This window comes from Pseudarthrobacter sp. NamB4 (assembly GCF_005796185.1).
Lineage (GTDB): Bacteria > Actinomycetota > Actinomycetes > Actinomycetales > Micrococcaceae > Arthrobacter.
The window spans coordinates 84,475-103,074 of record NZ_VAHM01000007.1 but is presented as its reverse complement, the minus strand read 5'-3'; the positions used below and the strand labels follow the sequence as shown (position 1 = coordinate 103,074).

Annotated in this window: 12 protein-coding genes and 1 pseudogene; 9 read left to right on the top strand and 4 right to left on the bottom strand. The window is 66.3% G+C overall.

Annotation, left to right across the window (positions count from 1 at the left end):
- Positions 1-37: 37 nt before the first annotated feature.
- Positions 38-2,215: a primosomal protein N' gene (locus FDW81_RS08685; RefSeq protein ID WP_171027144.1), complete on the top strand. Its 2,178-nt coding sequence runs from the start codon at positions 38-40 to the stop codon at positions 2,213-2,215.
- Here FDW81_RS08685 and FDW81_RS08680 read toward each other — a convergent pair.
- The 4 genes from FDW81_RS08680 to FDW81_RS08665 are packed head-to-tail and all read right to left on the bottom strand — an operon-like array spanning position 2,212 to position 6,103.
- Positions 2,212-3,315: a glycosyltransferase family 1 protein gene (locus tag FDW81_RS08680; RefSeq protein ID WP_138133790.1), complete on the bottom strand. Its 1,104-nt coding sequence runs from the start codon at positions 3,313-3,315 to the stop codon at positions 2,212-2,214. The genes FDW81_RS08685 and FDW81_RS08680 overlap by 4 nt on opposite strands.
- Entirely contained in the window at positions 3,312-4,238 is a 927-nt protein-coding gene (locus FDW81_RS08675; protein ID WP_138133789.1) for an alpha/beta fold hydrolase, read from the bottom strand. The genes FDW81_RS08680 and FDW81_RS08675 overlap by 4 nt, the downstream gene beginning before the upstream one ends.
- Before the next feature lie 10 nt (positions 4,239-4,248).
- Complete coding sequence (locus FDW81_RS08670) at positions 4,249-5,118, bottom strand: aldo/keto reductase (RefSeq protein WP_138133788.1); 870 nt, start codon at positions 5,116-5,118, stop codon at positions 4,249-4,251.
- A gap of 10 nt (positions 5,119-5,128) precedes the next feature.
- The gene (locus tag FDW81_RS08665) at positions 5,129-6,103 is read right to left on the bottom strand and encodes a sugar-binding transcriptional regulator (protein ID WP_138133787.1); all 975 of its coding nucleotides are present in this window, start codon (positions 6,101-6,103) and stop codon (positions 5,129-5,131) included.
- A 125-nt stretch (positions 6,104-6,228) separates the two neighbouring features.
- Between FDW81_RS08665 and FDW81_RS08660 the strand changes: the two genes are divergently transcribed.
- The 8 genes and pseudogenes from FDW81_RS08660 (at position 6,229) to FDW81_RS08625 (ending at position 18,271) form a co-directional block, all read left to right on the top strand.
- Positions 6,229-8,055: a glycerol-3-phosphate dehydrogenase/oxidase gene (locus tag FDW81_RS08660; protein ID WP_138133786.1), complete on the top strand. Its 1,827-nt coding sequence runs from the start codon at positions 6,229-6,231 to the stop codon at positions 8,053-8,055.
- Between the two features lie 93 nt (positions 8,056-8,148).
- Positions 8,149-8,898 carry an MIP/aquaporin family protein gene (locus FDW81_RS08655; protein ID WP_138133785.1) on the top strand — a complete coding sequence of 250 codons (750 nt, stop codon included), beginning with the start codon at positions 8,149-8,151 and terminating at the stop codon, positions 8,896-8,898.
- A 75-nt stretch (positions 8,899-8,973) separates the two neighbouring features.
- A complete protein-coding gene (gene glpK / locus FDW81_RS08650) occupies positions 8,974-10,488 on the top strand; it encodes a glycerol kinase GlpK (RefSeq protein ID WP_138133784.1) in 1,515 nt (504 codons plus the stop codon).
- Between the two features lie 404 nt (positions 10,489-10,892).
- A complete protein-coding gene (gene leuS, locus FDW81_RS08645; protein WP_138133783.1) occupies positions 10,893-13,427 on the top strand; it encodes a leucine--tRNA ligase in 2,535 nt (844 codons plus the stop codon).
- A gap of 64 nt (positions 13,428-13,491) precedes the next feature.
- Positions 13,492-14,478, top strand: a complete 987-nt coding sequence (locus FDW81_RS08640; protein WP_138133782.1) for a DegV family protein — start codon at positions 13,492-13,494, stop codon at positions 14,476-14,478.
- A gap of 48 nt (positions 14,479-14,526) precedes the next feature.
- Complete coding sequence (locus tag FDW81_RS08635; RefSeq protein WP_138133781.1) at positions 14,527-15,480, top strand: helix-hairpin-helix domain-containing protein; 954 nt, start codon at positions 14,527-14,529, stop codon at positions 15,478-15,480.
- A 24-nt stretch (positions 15,481-15,504) separates the two neighbouring features.
- Positions 15,505-17,528: pseudogene (locus tag FDW81_RS08630) on the top strand (ComEC/Rec2 family competence protein).
- Between the two features lie 464 nt (positions 17,529-17,992).
- Positions 17,993-18,271: a hypothetical protein gene (locus FDW81_RS08625; RefSeq protein WP_138133780.1), complete on the top strand. Its 279-nt coding sequence runs from the start codon at positions 17,993-17,995 to the stop codon at positions 18,269-18,271.
- The last annotated feature ends 329 nt before the right edge of the window (positions 18,272-18,600 follow it).

Here is an 18,600-nt window from a genome sequence, read left to right as displayed (position 1 = left end):
GCCGTGTCCAGCCGGAAGCCGAACGGAGGTAACTGCCATGGCTGCTGACCCGCCCTTCGCTGCCGGGAAAACCGTCCAGCCGGCACTGGATCTCCCGGGCTCCGTGCAGCCGTCCCTGCTGCAGGGTTTCCCCCCGGCACCCCGGGCATCCGGGCCCCGGCTCGCCGAACACCTGCCGGTGGCCAAGGTGCTGGTGGAATCGACCCTTCCGCATCTGGACAGGCTCTTTGATTACGGCGTTCCGGACACCCTGGACAGCGCCGCCAGTCCCGGTGTCCGGGTAAAAGTCAAGTTCAACGGCCAGGAGCTCAACGGGTTCATTATGGAGCGCGTGGGCGAGTCCGACGCCGGCCACACCCTGGTGCCGGTGGCGAAAGTTGTTTCGCCGGTCCCCGTTCTCACGCCTGCAGTGCGGGAGCTGGTTTCCTCCGTGGCCGCCCGGTATGCGGGGACAGTCAGCGATGTGCTCCGCGTCGCCGTCCCGCCCCGGGTCGCACGGCTGGAGAAGGAGTTGGCCGCTCCGGCAGAGGATGCAGCGGCGAATGCGGAAGGGACTGCAGCGCCGGAAATCACTCCACAGAAGGCGGCGGCACCAGGTGAAGAGCTGGCCGGTGCCAGCTGGAGGATGTACCGCAACGGCACTGCCTTCCTGCGCCACGTGGCCGGGGGCGGTTCGCCGAGGGCAGTGGTGAACCCGCTGCAGGGTTACGGTCCGGGCGGGTGGCCGCAGCTGGTGGCAGAAGCCGTGGCCGCGGCCTGCTCATCGGGCCGCGGCGCCGTGGTGGTGGTGCCCGATTACCGGGACGTGGACCGGCTTGAAGATGCCCTGCGGCCCCTGCTGCCGGAAGAGGCAGTTGCCCGCCTGACGGCGGATGATGGCCCGACGCCCCGGTACCGGAATTTCCTTCGGCTCCTGACGGGGACGGCCCGGGTGGCCATTGGGACCAGGTCCGCGGCTTTCGCCCCTGTGCGGAACCTGGGCCTGGTGGCCTGCTGGGACGACGGCGACGACCTCCATATCGAGCAGCGTGCCCCCTATGCCCACGCCCGCGACGTCCTGCTCCTGCGTGCAGAGCAGGAGGGCACCGCCTGTCTCCTTGCAGGCCACGCACGCAGCACGGAGGCGCAGCGGCTGGTGGAAGCCGGTTGGGCGCTGGCGGTGGAGGCCAGCCGACCGGACGTCCGCCGGACTGTGCCGCGCGTCGTCAGTACTGCCGACAGCTTCGAACAGGAGCGGGATCCGCTGGCCAGGATTGCCCGGCTTCCCGGCGCAGCATGGCGTGCTGCCAAGGAGGGCCTGGAGCGCGGACCCGTCCTGGTGCAGGTGGCCCGCGCCGGGTACGCGCCGTCGTTGGCGTGCGAAACCTGCCGTGAGCCGGCACGCTGCGGCGCCTGCCAGGGGCCCCTGGCGCTGGCCGGGGCCAACGGCACCTCGGCGATGCCCCAATGCCGCTGGTGCTCCACGCCTGCGCCGGACTGGCGCTGCGGACACTGCGGCGGACGCCGCCTCCGCAAGGGAGCTACCGGTGTCATCCGCACGGCCGAAGAGCTGGGCCGGGCCTTTCCCGGCACCACCGTTGTCACTTCTTCCGGGGACCAGGTGAAGGCAGAAGTCGGTGCGGGCAGGGCCCTGATCGTCGCCACGGTGGGGGCTGAGCCTGTGGCAGCCGGAGGATATGCTGCCGCCCTGTTGCTTGATGGGGATTCCCTGCTGCGGCGCGAAACCCTCCGGGCCGGTGAGGACACCGTGCGGCGGTGGTTCAACGCGGCAGCGCTGGTTCGCCCTGCCACAGATGGCGGTTTGGTGGTGGTAACGGCCTCGGACACGGCTGCCGTCGGCGCCCTGCTCCGCTGGGACCCTGCCGGTTACGCCCATCGGGAGCTGGCCCTCCGGGCAGAGCTGCAGCTTCCCCCTGCGGTGCGCATCGCGTCGGTCACCGGGCCACGCGCCGCCGTCGAGCAGTACACCGCCGCGGTGGCGGCCGAACTCGGCTCCGCCGGCATCTTCTTGCGCAGCGCCGGCCCTGCACCCCTGGTGCTCAGTGGTCCGCCGTCCGCCCGCCGCTCGGTGGAGGATGTCCGCACCCTGCTCTTTTTCCCCTACGCCCAGGCGTCTGCCGTCACCCGCGTCCTGCGCGTCGCCCGGGCGGCGGCAGCAGCCAAGCGCACCATGGAGCCTTTCCAGCTCCGGCTCGACGGGGTTGACGTGCTTTAGCCGGGGCTGCCGTTGCGGGACGTGGCCTTGCGCCGCCCCAGCACCACGTCGTGGGCAACCTGCACCAGCTGGCGGGCGGACTCGTCCCAGCTGAATTCCTGTGCCCGGGCAAGGGAACGCCGGGAGAGGTCCTGCCAGCGGGTCTCGTCCTGCAGCGTTGTCACGGCAGCGGCAAACTGCCCGGGGGAGGCCGGGTCCACGTAGAGGGCAGCATCGCCCCCGACCTCCCTGAAGATGGGGATGTCGCTTGCTATGACGGGGGTGCCCAGGGCCATGGCCTCCACCAAAGGAAGCCCATATCCCTCCGCGCGGGACAGGCTGACAAGCGCTGTGGCCGACCGCAGGAACGTGTCGTACTCCTCGTCCGTGACGCCATTGTGGAACACTACGTGGGCATTCGGCGGCACGAGCCGTTCCAGTTCCGCACGGCGCTGAGGCGTGATGCGGCTGAGCAGGTGGAGGGTATAGCCCGGGAGCCCGGCCATGCCCGCCACCATGGTTTCCACGTTCTTGTATGGCATGAAGGAGCCCATGTACACCAGTGACTGGTCCGCTCCGGCCTCGGGGGAGCGGGGCTCCTGCGCCGGCTGCGGTGCGTTGCTGATGATCCGGACCGGGCGGCGGGTGAGCCGGTACTTTGCCATCAGTGCTTCAGTGGTCCTGCTGATGGTGGCAACAGTATCCGCCCGGTTGAGGAGAAGCCGCTGCGGCCAGTACGCCTTGTGGTAGAGCCGCCAGAGGAGCCGCACGGGCGCCGGCAGGAACCCTGGAGGGGTTGGGTGCTCGTAATAAATGAGGTCGTGGAGGGTCAGGACCAGTCCGTACTTGCGGCCCCACGTGCCCATCGTCTGCATGGGGCACACCACCACGTCAGCGCCGAGCTTGTTGATGGTGCCCGCCACAAAAAGCTCCCGCGGTGACAACGGGCTGCTGATCAGCGTGTAGGGAACGTCCGGCAGCAGGGCGAGTTGCCGGACGTCGGAAACCAGCATGGAGACGTCGGCGATTTTGGCTGTGGCGGCGATCAGGCTTGCCCCATAGCGGCTGATGCCGTCGTGGTGGTCGGTCTTGGTGAAACGTGCATCGATGAGGATCTTCACGCGGGATGGTCCTTAAGGAAGCTGCGGATGAAGGCGGCTGCCGGTTCGGGTGTTTCGTAATGGATGAGATGGCCGACGCCGGGAATCACCTGGAGTTCGCCGTCGGGGAGCAGCGCGGCCAGTCGGCGCTGGTCGCCGAGGACGGCAATTTCGTCCTTTTCGCCTGCTATCAGGAGCACCGGCAGGGTCAGCCGGGGGGCTACTTCTGCCACGTGGCTGGTGACCGATGCGGTGAACGACTCAAGCAGGCTCTCGCGGCTTGCAAAGGCGCTGAAGTAGGTGTGGTGCTGCCCGTGGATAAAACGCCGGAGGTCCCGGTCGCCGGTCTTGGCCATGGTTTCGCTCATCACCCGGACGATCAGCGGATTCCGCAGCAGGGCCAGTCCCACGGGCCGGGGAAGGCGCGCGGACAACCGGTAGTACAGCACCGCCAGGCGGGTCATCAGGCCTTTTGGTCCTTCAAGCGCCGGTGCTGCAATGGGATTGATGAGGATGAGGGGATGGACGGATCCAGGGTTGCCGGCAACATAGTGCGCGGCAATGATGGAGCCGAAGGAATGGCCCAGCAGGACGGTATCCGGGCCCAGGCCCAAGGCTGCCATGAACTCCGTTATGAACGAGCCGTAACGCTGCACGGAGTGCTCAGCCGACCTGAACGCCTCGGAGTCCCCAAACCCGGGAAGATCCGGCATGATGATGCGCATGTCGGGAAGCTGGTCTGCTACCCGCAGCAGCCCGTGGTGGTCTCCCCTGAAGCCGTGGATGACCAGGATGGTCCGCGTTTCCGGAGTGGCAGGCAAGGGTTCGTAGGTCCAAAATGCAACCTTGCCGCCGTCGAGCTCCACTGAGGAGGCAGAGGTGCGGGCGGCGAGGTCAGGGCTGAAGTAGGCAGGCGCGGCTGCTCCGGGGTGCGCTGTGGTCATCTGGTGCAGCCTAGCTGACGTGGTCCGGGTGTGAGCCGGTGCGGTGGCCGCGGTCCAGCCCTGCAAGCGCCGCCATGTCCCGTTCGGAGAGCTCAAAATCGAAGACGTTCAGGTTTTCACGGATGCGGGCTTCCGAGCTGGCCTTGGGGATGGCGATGTTGCCGAGCTGCATGTGCCAGCGGAGGATCACCTGCGCAGGAGTCTTGCGGCGTTCCGCGGCGCAGGCCTGCACCACGGGATCGGCGAGAACCTGGCCGCGGCCCAGGGGGCTCCACGCCTCGGTGCGGATGCCGAGTTCCTCGTGGATCTTGCGGAGCTCTGCCTGCTGCAGCCACGGGTGAAGCTCAATCTGGTTGACCGCGGGCACCACCTCTGCCGATTGGAGCAGCCGCTCAAGGTGAGCGGGCTGGAAATTGCTGACGCCGATGGCGCGGACTTTTCCTTCCCGGTAGAGAGTTTCCAGGGCGCGGTAGGTTTCCGGAAAAAGGCCCCGCTTGGCGCACGGCCAGTGGATCAGGTACAGGTCCACGTAATCCAGGCCGAGGTTGACCATGGAGGTATCGAACGCCCGCAAGGTCGCCTCATAGCCATGATCGGTGTTCCACACCTTGGTGGTGACGAAGAGGTCTTCCCTGGAGAGTGCCGGAAAAAGTTCACCTGATCCCCCGCGGTCCCCCTCCCCGCCCAGCTGCGAACTCATCCCGCGGGCCAGCCCGGTTTCGTTGCCGTACATGGCGGCAGTATCGAAATGGCGGTAGCCGGCGGCGAGCGCGATGGCAACCAGCTTTTCCGCGTCAGCTGCCGGGACCTTGTACAGCCCGAATCCGAGCTGCTGGATCAGCACGCCGTTGTTGAGGCTGAGCCGCGGAGAGGTTTTCATAGCCACGACTTTACCCACTCACTGTGGCGAGGCCCTCGAAGTCGACCAGGCGCCGTGCGGTGGCCTCATCTAGGATCAGGTCGGTCGCCAGGCCTGCGGCGAGGGCGCCGCGAAGCCCGTTGATCTTGGACACGCCGGAAACCACGCAGATCCTCCGCCTGACCTGGCGCAGGTCAGCAAGGGCAGGCCCTGTGGACCGTTCATTAAGGACAATGCCGTCCGAGGATCCGTCGCCGCGGAAGAAGACGGTGGCAACGTCGCCCACCACATCGGACGTGGCCAGGATATTGAGGTCAGCCTCGTCCAGGTATCCGCCGGCGTACACGTGGCTGGGATAGTCGGCATCCACGGAACCCACGCCGAAGATGGCGATGCTCATCTTTTCCTGGAGCTCGAGGATTCTTTGCACGCTGCGTTCATTCCACATGGCGGTTTTGGTGGCTGCATGGTCGAAAAATGCCGGCACGGGGAACTGTTCCACCCGTGCTCCGTAGGCGCTTCCAAACCGGCGCATGATGTCGCTCGCATAGGTGATGCCGGTGGTGTGCATGTTGCCCGCGCCGTTCAGCTGCACCACCACGCTGTCGTGGGTGATCTTGCGGGTGAGGTGCCGGCTGACGGCGCTGAGGGTTGATCCCCAGGCCACCCCGATGATCGCGTTAGAGTCCACCAGCGGCCCGATGGTCCTGGCTGCCTGCATGGCCACCCGGTCAAGTGTTTCCGCTTCATTCAATGTCTCCAGGACCGGCACCACATGTACATCCACCCCGAAACGCCGGCGGATCCTGCCCTCGAGCTCAGGTCCCGTGTCCAGCGGATTGCGGATCTGGATTTGCACCAGGCCGGAGTCGCGGGCGGCGGACAGGAGCCGGGAAACGGTGGATCTGGAAGTCCGAAGCTCCCGTGCGATCGCGTCCATCGTCAGGTCCTGCAGGTAGTACATTTGTGCAGCTCGAAGGGCATCTGAGTGCCTTGAAGCGTCCATGGCCGCTCCCTTCTGCACGTTTGTGCATAGTGCTTGACTCCATTTTCCATTAGTCCAAACAATAGTGGAGAACGGCGGCGTACCCCTGCGGTGCCCGCGCCATACGAAGCCCCAAGGGAGTCATTTTGGGACCCAAGGATTCAACCAACCCGCTTGTTGCGCCGGCGGCGAAGCCTGGCGCCGAGCGGAGCTCAGTCCATCATCTCCGCCGCCGGCCCCACGCGAAGGTGCTGGTGGTCGGAGGAGGCATCAACGGCGTGGGCACCTTCCGTGACCTTGCACTGCAGGGCGTGGACGTGGCCCTCGTCGAACGCGGGGATTACTGCCAAGGAGCCAGCGGCGCCTCCTCCCACATGATCCACGGCGGCATTCGCTACCTTGAGAACGGCGAGTTCCGCCTGGTGCGGGAATCAGTAGTGGAGCGCAACCGGCTCCTCCGGATCGCCCCGCACTATGTCAAGCCGCTGCAGACCACCATCCCCATCTTCAGCACGTTCTCCGGCGTGCTCTCGGCGCCTCTCCGTTTCCTGACGCACAGGCAGCACGGAAAGCCCAAGGAACGCGGCGCCTTCCTGATCAAGCTCGGCCTCAGCTTGTACGACTCCTTCTCGCGGGACGGCGGCACCGTGCCCCGGCACCAGTTCCGCAGCGGCGAACGGGCCCGCGCTGAATTTCCCAGACTGCGCTCCGACGTCAAGTACACTGCCACCTACTTTGACGCCTCGGTCCACAACCCGGAGCGGCTCACGCTCGATGTCCTCCAGGACGGTGAAAAGGCCGGGGACGCGGCAACGGGCGAAGGAAATGCCCAGGGCAACACCGCCCGGGCCAGCAACTACGTCTCGCTGCAGTCCATGACCGGGCAACCCAATCCTGGGACCGGGAGGGGCAGTACCGTCCGGCTGCGGGATGAGCTGACGGGTGAGGAATTCGACTTCACGGCAGATGTCATCGTCAACACCACCGGCGCCTGGGTGGACCTGACCAATGAAGCAATGGGCACCGACTCCACGTTCATGGGCGGCACCAAGGGTTCGCATATCGTGCTTGACCACCCTGACCTTCTCGACGCCTGCCGCGGCCGGGAGATCTTCTTCGAGCACACGGACGGCCGGATCGTCCTGATCTACCCGATGGGGGACCGGGTCCTGGTGGGTACCACCGACGTAGACGCGGACATGGCGGAAGATGCTGTCTGCACGGACGAGGAAATCACCTACTTCTTCGACCTGATCGGCCACGTGTTCCCCGACATCGCGGTAACGCGCGAACAGATCGTCTACACGTTTTCGGGAGTGCGGCCCTTGCCCCGCCACGATGCCACCCAGCCGGGGTTTGTTTCGCGGGACTACCGTATCGAGCGCAGCGGTCCTGCCGAGGGGACGGAGGGTGCCGGCGCTGTGGTGCTGAGCCTGGTGGGCGGTAAATGGACCACCTTCCGGGCCCTGGCTGAGCACTTGGCCAACGACGTTCTAGCCGAAATCGGCATGGAGCGCAAGGTGTCCACCGCGCAGCTTCCCATCGGCGGTGGCGCAGGCTTCCCTGCTGATGAAGCCGGAGTGCAGAAGTGGATCAAGGCGCACATGGGGTCCGGCCGGGACGCTGACCGTACCGCCGGCCTGCTGACCCGCTACGGCACCCGTGCGGAGGCCGTGATGGAGTATCTGGACGCGGCGCCGGACAGGCTGCTGCACTCGACCCGGGAGCTGAGCGCCCGGGAACTGGAATTCATGGCGGCGAATGAGCAGGTGGGACACCTCGTGGATGTCCTCATCCGCCGGACCTCGCTGGCCTTCCGCGGGCTGGTGACCGGCGAACTGCTGAATGAAGTGGCGGACGTGCTGTCAGGTCCACTGGGTTGGGGTGCTGCTGCCCGCGCAGCGGAGATCACGCATGCCCAGGAAGTGCTGCAGCGGTTCCACCGCGTAGAGACCCACAGCCTGGTCGCCTAGGGCCCGGCTGCAGGCCGGGGCGGCAGCCCGCCCCGGCCACCGGTCCTTCAACCCGCGAAGGGCCTCCATCAGAAAATAAAAAAGGAGTCAAAGATGTCTCTTGGAATAGTTTTCTTATCTGAAGTATTTGGAACGGCAATGCTGACCCTGCTGGGCTGCGGCGTCGTCGCCAACGTCGCCCTGAGGGGAACAAAGGGCAACAGCGGCGGGTTCCTGATGGTCACCTGGGGATGGGGTGTTGCCGTCTTCGCGGGCGTTTACGTTGCCGCACAGTCCGGGGCCCACCTGAACCCTGCGGTGACCCTGGGCCTGCTCCTCAACGGAAAGACCGAATACGCGCCAAACGTCCCGGTGGACGCCGTCTCCACGCTGACTTACTTCGGCGGCGAACTGCTGGGGGCATTCCTGGGTGCTGTGGTCTGCTGGCTCGCCTATAAGCAGCACTTCGATGCAGAAGAGGAAGTTGCCAGCAAACTGGGCGTCTTCTCTACCGGACCCGCCATCCGCTCCACCCCGTGGAACCTGGTCACCGAGATCATCGGGACCTTCGTCCTGGTCTTCGTGATCCTGACCTTCGGCGGGACCCCGTCAGGCCTTGGACCGCTTGCCGTTGCACTGCTCGTCGTCGGCATCGGCGTGTCCCTCGGCGGCCCCACCGGGTACGCCATCAACCCGGCCCGCGACCTTGGTCCCCGCATCGCCCACGCCGTGCTGCCCATCAAGGGCAAAGGCTCCAGCGACTGGGGCTATTCCTGGATTCCGGTGGTGGGCCCGCTGGTTGGCGGAGCCCTCGGCGGCCTCGTGGCCAGGATCGTCCCCATTATCGCCACCGCCGCAGCCTGACTTTCCCTATTAGCGCAACAAATCCACTGCTCAAAGCCGCAACAAGAAGAGCCGCAACAAGACAAGGACGTCATTATGAACCAGTACGTGATCGCCATCGACCAAGGCACCACAAGCACCCGCGCCATTATTTTTGACCACAGCGGCGCAATTGTCTCCTCCGGCCAGATGGAACACGAACAGATTTTCCCCCAGGCAGGCTGGGTGGAGCACGACGCCACGGAGATCTGGAACAACACCCGTGGGGTCATCGGCTCCGCCCTCTCCAAGGCGAACCTGACACGGCATGACATCGCCGCCGTCGGCATCACCAACCAGCGCGAAACCGCCGTGGTGTGGGACAAGACCACCGGCAAGCCCGTGTACAACGCCATCGTGTGGCAGGACACCCGCACCCAGAACATCGTGGACGAACTGGCCAGGGACGGCGGCGCGGACCGCTTCAAACAGAAAGTGGGCCTGCCGCTGGCCACCTACTTCTCAGGCACCAAGATCAAATGGATCCTGGACAACGTGGACGGTGCACGTGAGAAGGCAGAAGCCGGGGACCTGGTCTTTGGCAACACCGACGCCTGGGTGCTGTGGAACCTGACCGGCGGCGTGGATGGCGGCGTCCACGTGACCGACGTCACCAACGCATCCCGGACCCTGTTCATGGACCTCGAAACGCTGCAGTGGGACGACGAAATCCTCGGCATCTTCGGCGTACCACGCAGCATGATGCCGGCAATCAAGTCCTCCTCGGAGGTATACGGCACCGTGCACAGCTCCCAGCTGCTCCGCGAGACGCCCGTGGCGGGCATCCTGGGCGACCAGCAGGCCGCCACGTTCGGCCAGGCCGCCTTCGAAACCGGTGAAGCCAAGAACACCTACGGCACGGGCTGCTTCCTGATCTTCAATACCGGCGAAGAGATCGTCCACTCCAAGAACGGGCTGCTGACCACCGTGGGCTACAAGCTCGGGGATGCAGCGCCGCACTACGCCCTGGAGGGATCGATCGCGGTCACGGGCTCGCTCATCCAGTGGCTGCGGGACAACCTGGGCATGATCAGCAGCGCGCCGGAGGTGGAAACCCTGGCGGCATCGGTGGAGGACAACGGCGGCGTCTACATCGTCCCTGCCTTCTCCGGCCTCTTTGCCCCCTACTGGCGCTCGGATGCCCGCGGGGCCATCGTGGGCCTGACCCGGTTCGTGAACAAGAACCACATTGCCCGGGCAGCGCTTGAGGCCACCGCCTTCCAGACCCGCGAGGTGCTGGACGCCGTCAACGCGGACTCCGGCGTGCCGCTGAGTGAGCTGAAGGTCGACGGCGGCATGGTCGCCAACGACGCACTGATGCAGTTCCAGGCGGACATCCTGGGCGTTCCCGTCATCCGGCCCAAGGTGGTGGAAACCACTTCGTTGGGAGCTGCCTACGCGGCAGGCCTGGCCGTCGGGTTCTGGAAGGACCTGGGCGAGTGCTCTGCCAACTGGTCGGAGGACAAGCGCTGGGAACCGCAGATGGACAAGGCCGAGCAGGAACGCCAGATGCGGCTCTGGAAGAAGGCAGTCACCAAGTCCATGGACTGGGTCGACGAGGACGTGAGGTAGCCAGTCAAATAGCAGTTCGTGGTTGCGGCGGGCCCCCGTCTCACCACGCAAGGAAGGCGGGCCCTGCCCCGCCCGCTTCGCGGTGCCCACCACACCCGGGCGAGGGGCCGCCTTCCTTGCTTTCGCTATAGTCACCCTTCAACCACGAACAGTAAGTGTTCCCTGCGACCTCAGCCGCTCGTTTGCGACTTACGCTTGGGGGTGGCCGAGGTGCGCTAAAGTGGGTCTATGCGTGCGATCCTTCTGCTTACTTAGCCGCCCGGTATCCGGAACGACGGATAACGTGCGGCAGCCCCTCCATGGCGAGGGGCTTTTGTGTGTCCGGGCCAGTTCCCGGGCCGGCAGCAGCAGGATCAGGCCGTTATGGCAGCACAGATGCCGTAACAGAACAGAAGAGGGCAGCAGTGGGCGTTCAGCCGGAGACAGAGACCGGAACAGCAGCATCAGTGTCGGCGGAAGTGCCTGAGGAGGGCACCTACAGTTTTACCGCCATGGAGGCCAAGTGGCCGCAGGTGTGGGAGGACCTCAAGGTCTTCACCCCCCTCGACGACGGGTCCCGCGAACGCCGCTACGTGCTGGACATGTTCCCGTACCCGTCAGGCGACCTGCACATGGGCCACGCCGAGGCGTTCGCCATGGGGGACGTCGTGGCACGCTACCTTCGGCAGAAGGGCTATGACGTCCTGCACCCGATCGGCTGGGACTCCTTTGGCCTGCCGGCGGAGAACGCAGCGATCAAGCGGAACGCCCACCCCAGCGAGTGGACCTACGCCAACATCGACACCCAGGCTGCCTCGTTCAAGCGGTATGCCATCTCGGCCGACTGGTCACGCCGGCTGCACACCTCGGACCCCGAGTACTACCGCTGGACGCAGTGGCTGTTCAAGCGCTTCTACGAGCGGGGCCTGGCCTACCGCAAGGACTCTCCGGTCAACTGGTGCCCCAAGGACCAGACGGTGCTGGCCAACGAACAGGTAGTCAACGGCGCCTGTGAACGTTGCGGCACCACCGTGACCAAGAAGTCGCTCAACCAGTGGTACTTCAAGATCACGGACTATGCGGACCGGCTGCTGGATGACATGGAACAGCTCCGCGGCCACTGGCCCGAGCGCGTCCTGGCGATGCAGAAGAACTGGATCGGCCGCTCCGAGGGTGCCCACGTCAACTTCGTGATCGAGGCCGACGGCGGCAAGCCCGCCAGGGAGGTCACGGTCTTCACCACCCGCCCGGACACCCTCTACGGTGCAACATTCTTCGTGGTGGCCGCCGACGCGCCGCTCGCCGTCGAACTCGTCACGGACGAGCACGCTGCTGCCCTGGACGAATACCGCGAAAAGGTCAAGGTCCTCTCCGAGATCGAGCGCCAGTCCACCGAGCGGGAGAAGACCGGCGTCTTCACCGGCCGCTACGCCATCAACCCGCTGAACGGGGAGAAGCTGCCGGTCTGGGCCGCCGACTACGTCCTGGCCGACTACGGCACCGGCGCCATCATGGCCGTCCCCGCCCACGACCAGCGCGACCTCGACTTCGCCCGGACCTTCCACCTGCCCGTGCGGGCAGTCCTCAACACCGGCGGGGAGGACCCCGCGGCCTCGGGTGTTGCCACGGCGGGGGAGGGCACCCTGATCAACTCGGGTGACCTGGATGGCCTGCCCAAGGCCGAGGCCATCCCGGCCGCGATCGCCATGCTTGAGCGTCAGGGGACCGGCGAGAAGTTCGTGAACTTCCGCCTCCGTGACTGGCTGCTCAGCCGCCAGCGGTTCTGGGGCACCCCGATCCCCATCATCCACTGCCCGTCCTGCGGGGAGGTTCCGGTGCCTGACGAGCAGCTGCCCGTCACCCTGCCTTCGGACCTGCGCGGTGAGGATTTGGCACCCAAGGGCACCTCGCCCCTGGCCGCAGCCGAAGCCTGGGTCAATGTGGAGTGCCCCTCCTGCCACGGCCCCGCCAAGCGGGATACGGACACCATGGACACTTTCGTGGACTCGTCGTGGTATTTTCTGCGCTTTGTCTCGCCGCACTACACCGAAGGTCCATTTGATCCGGAGAAGATCAACGACTGGATGCCCGTGGGCCAGTACGTGGGCGGTGTTGAGCACGCCATCCTGCACCTGCTCTATGCGCGATTCTTCACGAAGGTCATCAACGACCTCGGAATGATTAAAGCCAACGAGCCCTTCAGCGCGCTCCTCAACCAGGGCCAGGTGCTCAATGGCGGCAAAGCCATGAGCAAGTCCCTGGGCAACGGCGTGGACCTGGGCGAGCAGCTGGACAAGTACGGGGTGGACGCCGTCCGCCTCACCATGGTTTTCGCTTCCCCGCCCGAGGACGACGTGGACTGGGCCGACGTCTCGCCCTCCGGTTCGGCGAAGTTCCTGGCCCGCGCCTGGCGCCTCGCCCAGGACGTATCCAGCGAGTCCGGCGTTGACTTCACCAGGGGTGACCGCGCACTGCGGTCCGTCACGCACAGGACTATCGCCGACGCCGACGAACTGCTCGATGCCAACAAGTTCAACGTGGTGGTGGCCAAGCTGATGGAGCTGGTCAACGCCACCCGTAAGGCCATCGACTCGGGTGTTGGCGGCTCGGACCCAGCCGTCCGTGAAGCTGCCGAAGCCGTTGCCGTTATCCTGAGCCTCTTCGCGCCGTACACGGCGGAGGACATGTGGAGCGTCCTGGGCCACCCTGCCTCCGTTGCCAATGCAGGATGGCCCACGCACGACGAAGCTCTGCTTGTCCAGGACACCGTCACCGCCGTGGTGCAGGTCCAGGGCAAGGTTCGGGATCGCTTGGAAGTTTCTCCCTCGGTGTCGGAGGACCAGCTGCGTGAGCTGGCGCTGGCCTCGGAGAACGTGCAGCGCGCCCTCGACGGCCGTGGCATCCGCACTGTCGTCGTCCGCGCGCCTAAACTGGTCAACATCGTCCCGGCCCAGCGGTAAGCAGCCACGCCGGGACCCCGCCGCCGGAACAGCTCCGGCGGCCCGATGACCTTCAGGAGGCCGCGTGCAGGACGCCAATGCAGCAGCCTGGGCGTGGTTCCGTGCACGAATAACGGGCCTTCGCTCCGCGCCCAAGTCCGGAGCCGCCGTCGTCCGTACTGCAGTGGTGACCGATTCCGCCGCTGCGCTGCCCCGGGAATGGGTGGCCGCGCTTTCCGGAGACGGCGTCCTCACGGTGATTCCCATGCCCGTGATGGTGGGCGAGGAGATTTACGGCGAGGGCGAGGACGACATTTCCGAAACCATCGCACTGGCCCTGGCCAGTGGAACACCGGTGAAGACGTCCCGGCCCTCACCGGGACAGTTTGAGCAGGCCTACCGGACCGCCCGTCGACGGGGCTTCGAGGCTGTGGTTTCGGTCCAGATCTCCGGCGAACTCTCGGGCACGGCAGACGCAGCCCGGCTGGCCGCAGCGCGGGTGGACATCCCGGTGGAGGTTGTTGACTCCCGGACGGTGGGGATGGCACAGGGTTTGGCCGTCCAGGCGGGCGTCCGTGCAGCTGCCGGCGGCGGTGGCGCTGCAGCGGTTGCCGCTGCCGCAGCCAGCCAGGCAGCCCGCACCAACGTGTACTTCTATGTGCCCAGCCTCGAACAACTACGCCGCGGGGGACGCATCGGCGCGGCGGCGTCGCTGCTCGGGACGATGCTGTCCATCAAGCCCATCCTGGCCCTCGACGGCGGCCGGATTGTCCCGCTGGAGAAGGTGCGGTCTACCGCCAGGGCCGTGTCCCGGCTGGAGGAGATCGTCGCCGCCGATGCTTCCGCCCGCCCGGCTTCGGCGGTCCGCCTCGCAGTTCACCATTTCGGGAATCCCGAGGAGGCAGCAGGCCTGGCCGGACGGCTGGCGGCAGCTTTGCCCGGCTGCCCTCCCGCCCAAATCAGCTCACTTCCCGCGGTCCTTGCCGCCCACGCGGGGCTGGGGGTCCTGGCCGTGATCGTCGGGGAGGAACCGACCGGTGCCGGCAGTCTTTCGGCCGGGCTTTCCACATAGCAGCCAGCTGGCCTGTTGGGTCCGTCCGGGTGTTTCTAGCCTGAAGCTATGGCACGCCGGGACGCTGGAGCAGCAGGTCCTCCGGCGCGCCATGCCAGGAACCGCCTCCAGGCCGCGCTCGGCGAATCAGCCCGGGGGCTGCTGCTGGAGGGCGACGGGAACGAGCCCTTCGTATACCGGGGCCAGACGGCTGATGGCGCGGCCAGTTCCCGGGACGCACCAGCCAAGCCCGGGCGGGACGCTGATCCCGCCGCTCCTGCCGCAGCAGGTCCGGTCCTTCGGTGGCGGGTGGGGCTGCGCCTTTCGGTCTTCCTAGGCATCCTTGCCGTTCTTGCCGGGGCGTGGTTCTGGTGGCAGGCGGCCTCCGGGCGGCCCGAAATCCTGCCGCTCAGCGGCGTCAGCACCGGGGGCGCGGCACCTGGCGGGCCAGTGGGAAGCGCAGTTGCGGAAAGCGCTGGGACCGGTGACCAAGCCGGGACCGACGACCAAGCCGGGACGGACGACCCCTCAGGGGATGCTGTACCCGCCGGGGCTGTCGTGGTCCATGTCGCCGGGGCGGTTGCCAGCCCCGGCGTGGTTAGGCTGGCGGCAGGAAGCCGGGTCCATGACGCTATTTCTGCAGCCGGAGGTGGTGTCCCCGGAGCCGACCTGAACCGGCTGAACCTCGCCCTTGTTGTGCAGGACGGGCAAAAGATCCACGTTCCGCGGGAAGGGGAGGAAGAAACCGTGGCCGGCCCGGACGCCGGTGGCCAGGAGGGGGAAGCCCAGGGTGGGGCAGGCCTGGCTGGCGAGGGCGGGACACCGGGAGGGGCGAAAGTAAACCTCAATACGGCGGGCGTGGACGAACTGGATGCCCTGCCGAAGGTTGGCCCGGTGCTCGCCCAGCGCATCGTGGACTGGCGCAAGGAACACGGTAAGTTCAGCAGCGTACAGGAGTTGGATGCGGTGGACGGGGTAGGACCCAAGATGCTCGAAGCGTTGCTGCCGCTGGTGACGGTGTGACCAGGGATTCGGCAGGCTGCTCCAATGGGTAGCGGCAGCGGAACCTCCCGCACGAGTCCCTGGAACCGTTATGTGGAGGCGGCGGTTAAAGGCGAGGCAGCTGCGCCCCGGACTGTGGTGGAGCAGGAGACTGCAGCCGGCCTCCTCCCCGATGCTGCCGGCGTCCCGCAGGTCCGCTCCGCATCTGCTGCAGGCCGCCGTCGAACCCTGACGCTGCCTGCTGCCTCCCTGCGCCGGCTCCGGAGTCAGTGGACCCGGCCGCTGGAAACCGTATGGAAAGCAGCGGTGGCGGAATTGGCGGGGAACAGTGCCGTAGCGGGCAAAGACACACCGCGCCGTCGTACAGATGTGCGGCTCGCCCTGCCCGCGGCAGCAGTCTGGGGCGCGTCAATCGCCGGGCTCTGGCTGCAGCCGGCCCCGTTGGCCGGGCTGTGCTGTGCACTGATCGCCTTTGCCGTGCTCTTGCTTTGCCGTGCACGCCGGCAGCCCTCACCCGGCTGTCGCCGGCGGCCGAGTGCGGGGATGACGGGCCAAAGTTCGGCCCGGCGGAGCTTCCTCGCCACGGGGGCGGCAGCGTTCTTCCTTGCAGCGGCCGCGGCAGCGCACTCGGCGGTGGCGTCCACCCATCGCTTCGAAGGCCCCCTGTCAGAGGCGGTTGCGGCAGGAAAATCAGTGGTGGCCGTAGTTGAGGTCGGCGGGATCCCCCGTGCCCTGACTGCGCCGAACCAGGCTGGCCCGCCAGCCCGCTGGTCGGTACCCGTCCGGACCCGGGACATCAGCACCGGTGGCGTGCAGCTCCGCACCCGGGCGCAGATGGTGGTCATGGGCAGCGGCGGTTGGGCCTCGTTGGTGCCGGGCCAGCTGGTCCGTGTGACAGGGAAGCTGCGGCCCCCTGATCCCGGGAGAGAGGAGGCGGCCGTCCTCACTGCCTCCTCCGGGCCTGGGTCAGTTGCGGCCGGACATCCCGGTTCAACAGCAATGCTGCAGGGAGCAGTCAGGGAGCTGCGGGAACGTTTTGTCGCCGCGGCGTCTTTCCTCGCCCCCGATCCCCGCGGCCTGCTCCCGGGTATGGTCACAGGAGATACCAGCGCCTTGGATGAGGGGTTGAAAGCTGCCATGAAAAACGTGGGCATGACTCACTTGACTGCTGTCAGCGGGGCCAACTGCAGCCTGGTCCTCGGGGCGCTTCTGTTGGGGTGCCGAAGCTTGCGGCTGCCACGCGTGCCGGCAGCCGTGCTGGCGGGAGCTGGCCTGTGCCTGTTCGTGGTTCTTGTGGGGCCCGATGCGAGCGTCCTGCGCGCAGCCCTCATGGGTGTGGTGTCCGTTATCGCGCTGGCCAGCGGGAGGTCCGGGCGTGGATTGAGCTTTTTGTGCCTTGCTGTGATCGGCCTGCTGCTGGCCGATCCCGGGCTGGGGTCCAGTTTCGGATTCCTCCTGTCCGTCCTGGCTACCCTGGGGATCATCATCCTGGGCCGGCAAATCATCGACTGGGTGCCGCTGGTCATTCCGCGCTGGGTGGCTGCGGCCGTTGCTGTCCCGTTGTCCGCGCAACTGCTGTGCGGCCGGTCACCGTGCTGCTGCAGCCCCAGTTCTCCACGTACTCCCTGCTGGCAAACGTCATTGCTTCACCGCTGGTTGCACCCGTGACGCTGCTGGGAACCGCAGCGGTGCCGCTGGTGCCTTTGGCCCCGTGGGCAGCAACAGCACTGATTGGTGTTGCTGGAACCTTCAGCGGCGGAGTGGCCGCGACCGCCAGGTTCACTTCGCAGCTTCCGGGCGCATCCCTCCCATGGCCCGAGGGCGTTCCAGGCCTGCTGACCATGCTGCTGCTGTCAGTGCTCACGTTCGCGGTTGTCTGGGCTGGGGCGCATCCAGGACGGCTTGCCGCAGCTGTTCTTGCCTTGCACGGGCGCGTAGTCATGCTCCTGGAAGTCATGGGATCACGGTTCACAAAATCCGCGGCGCGTCGCGGCTTCCGGCCCGTCACTAAGCACCGACAAATCCTTTCCCGTCCTCCGGAGGGGGCCTGGAGCAGAACCAGCAGGTAGCCCCATCTGCCGCCGCCCGTGGGTCGACGTAAGGGACGCTTTCCTTCGTGGAGCCTCTGACCTCGTTGCCGGCAGCCGTCAAATTTGCCGCGCTGGCCACGGCCGTCTTACTGCGTGGGACACCGGCTTCGGCAGCACGGCCCGGAACGTGCTAACTGTCAGCGCTGAGGATGACCCGGCATTCAGCCGGATCGCAGAGCAGTGGCTCCGGGCAACCCCGGCCCCGGATGCGTCCTGGAAGTTCGCCGCTGCTCTCCAAACCTAGGTGCGGTCACCGAGCCAGCGCAGCCCCTCGGGAAACCAATCCTCTAAGCGTCCAGACTTATCCTGCCGCCCAAACCTGCACGAGAGACCGTTCGACGACTGCGGTCACCACCAGGTCCCTCATCCGGTCGCGACCTGCGAGTAGACCCGGAACCGATACAGGCCCGGCTTCTCGATCGTGCCCGGATCAAGAAGGTCTGGTGAAAGGCACGATCGGAGTCGCCCTCGATACCGTCGTCCTGATTCCAGCCGAGGTCGAACTGTCCGTAGTCGCTTCCAACAATTTGGAGTACCGTCCGGTCCTCACCAATGGCGCGGGTGATGCAGTCTTCCTGCTTGAGTGCTTTGAGCATATGGCCGGCTGCAAGCCAAGGGCGGATTATGGAAATCACCGACAGTTGAAACGGGTTTCGCCAGGATCGCCGGGGCCGATCAGGTCAAGGGGGGCGTATGAGCGCGAGTATTCCGGTGGCGGCTAAGAAACCACGTACCGCGGCACTGCCCAAACACCCAATTCCTGTTCCTGGGCCACCCAAGAAGCCTTTCGAGCGGCCCCGGGCAGCCCAACAAAGTCTGCCTTCCAGCCGGCGCGAACATGAGGTACGGCGGTTGATCCGCGATCTCGCCGCCCTTGCGGCCTCTCATCGTCCACGCATTTCACGAAGTGATTCGCGCGATTACGGCTCCCTGTGATCGTGGGAGTCATGGGTATCTCGCTTGCAAAGAGTCCCGGTGTTTCGGTTCCAAAGACCCTGTTGCGGCACTTCTGCCAGCCCTAGTCTGGCATCATCCATCACATCAAGGAGGC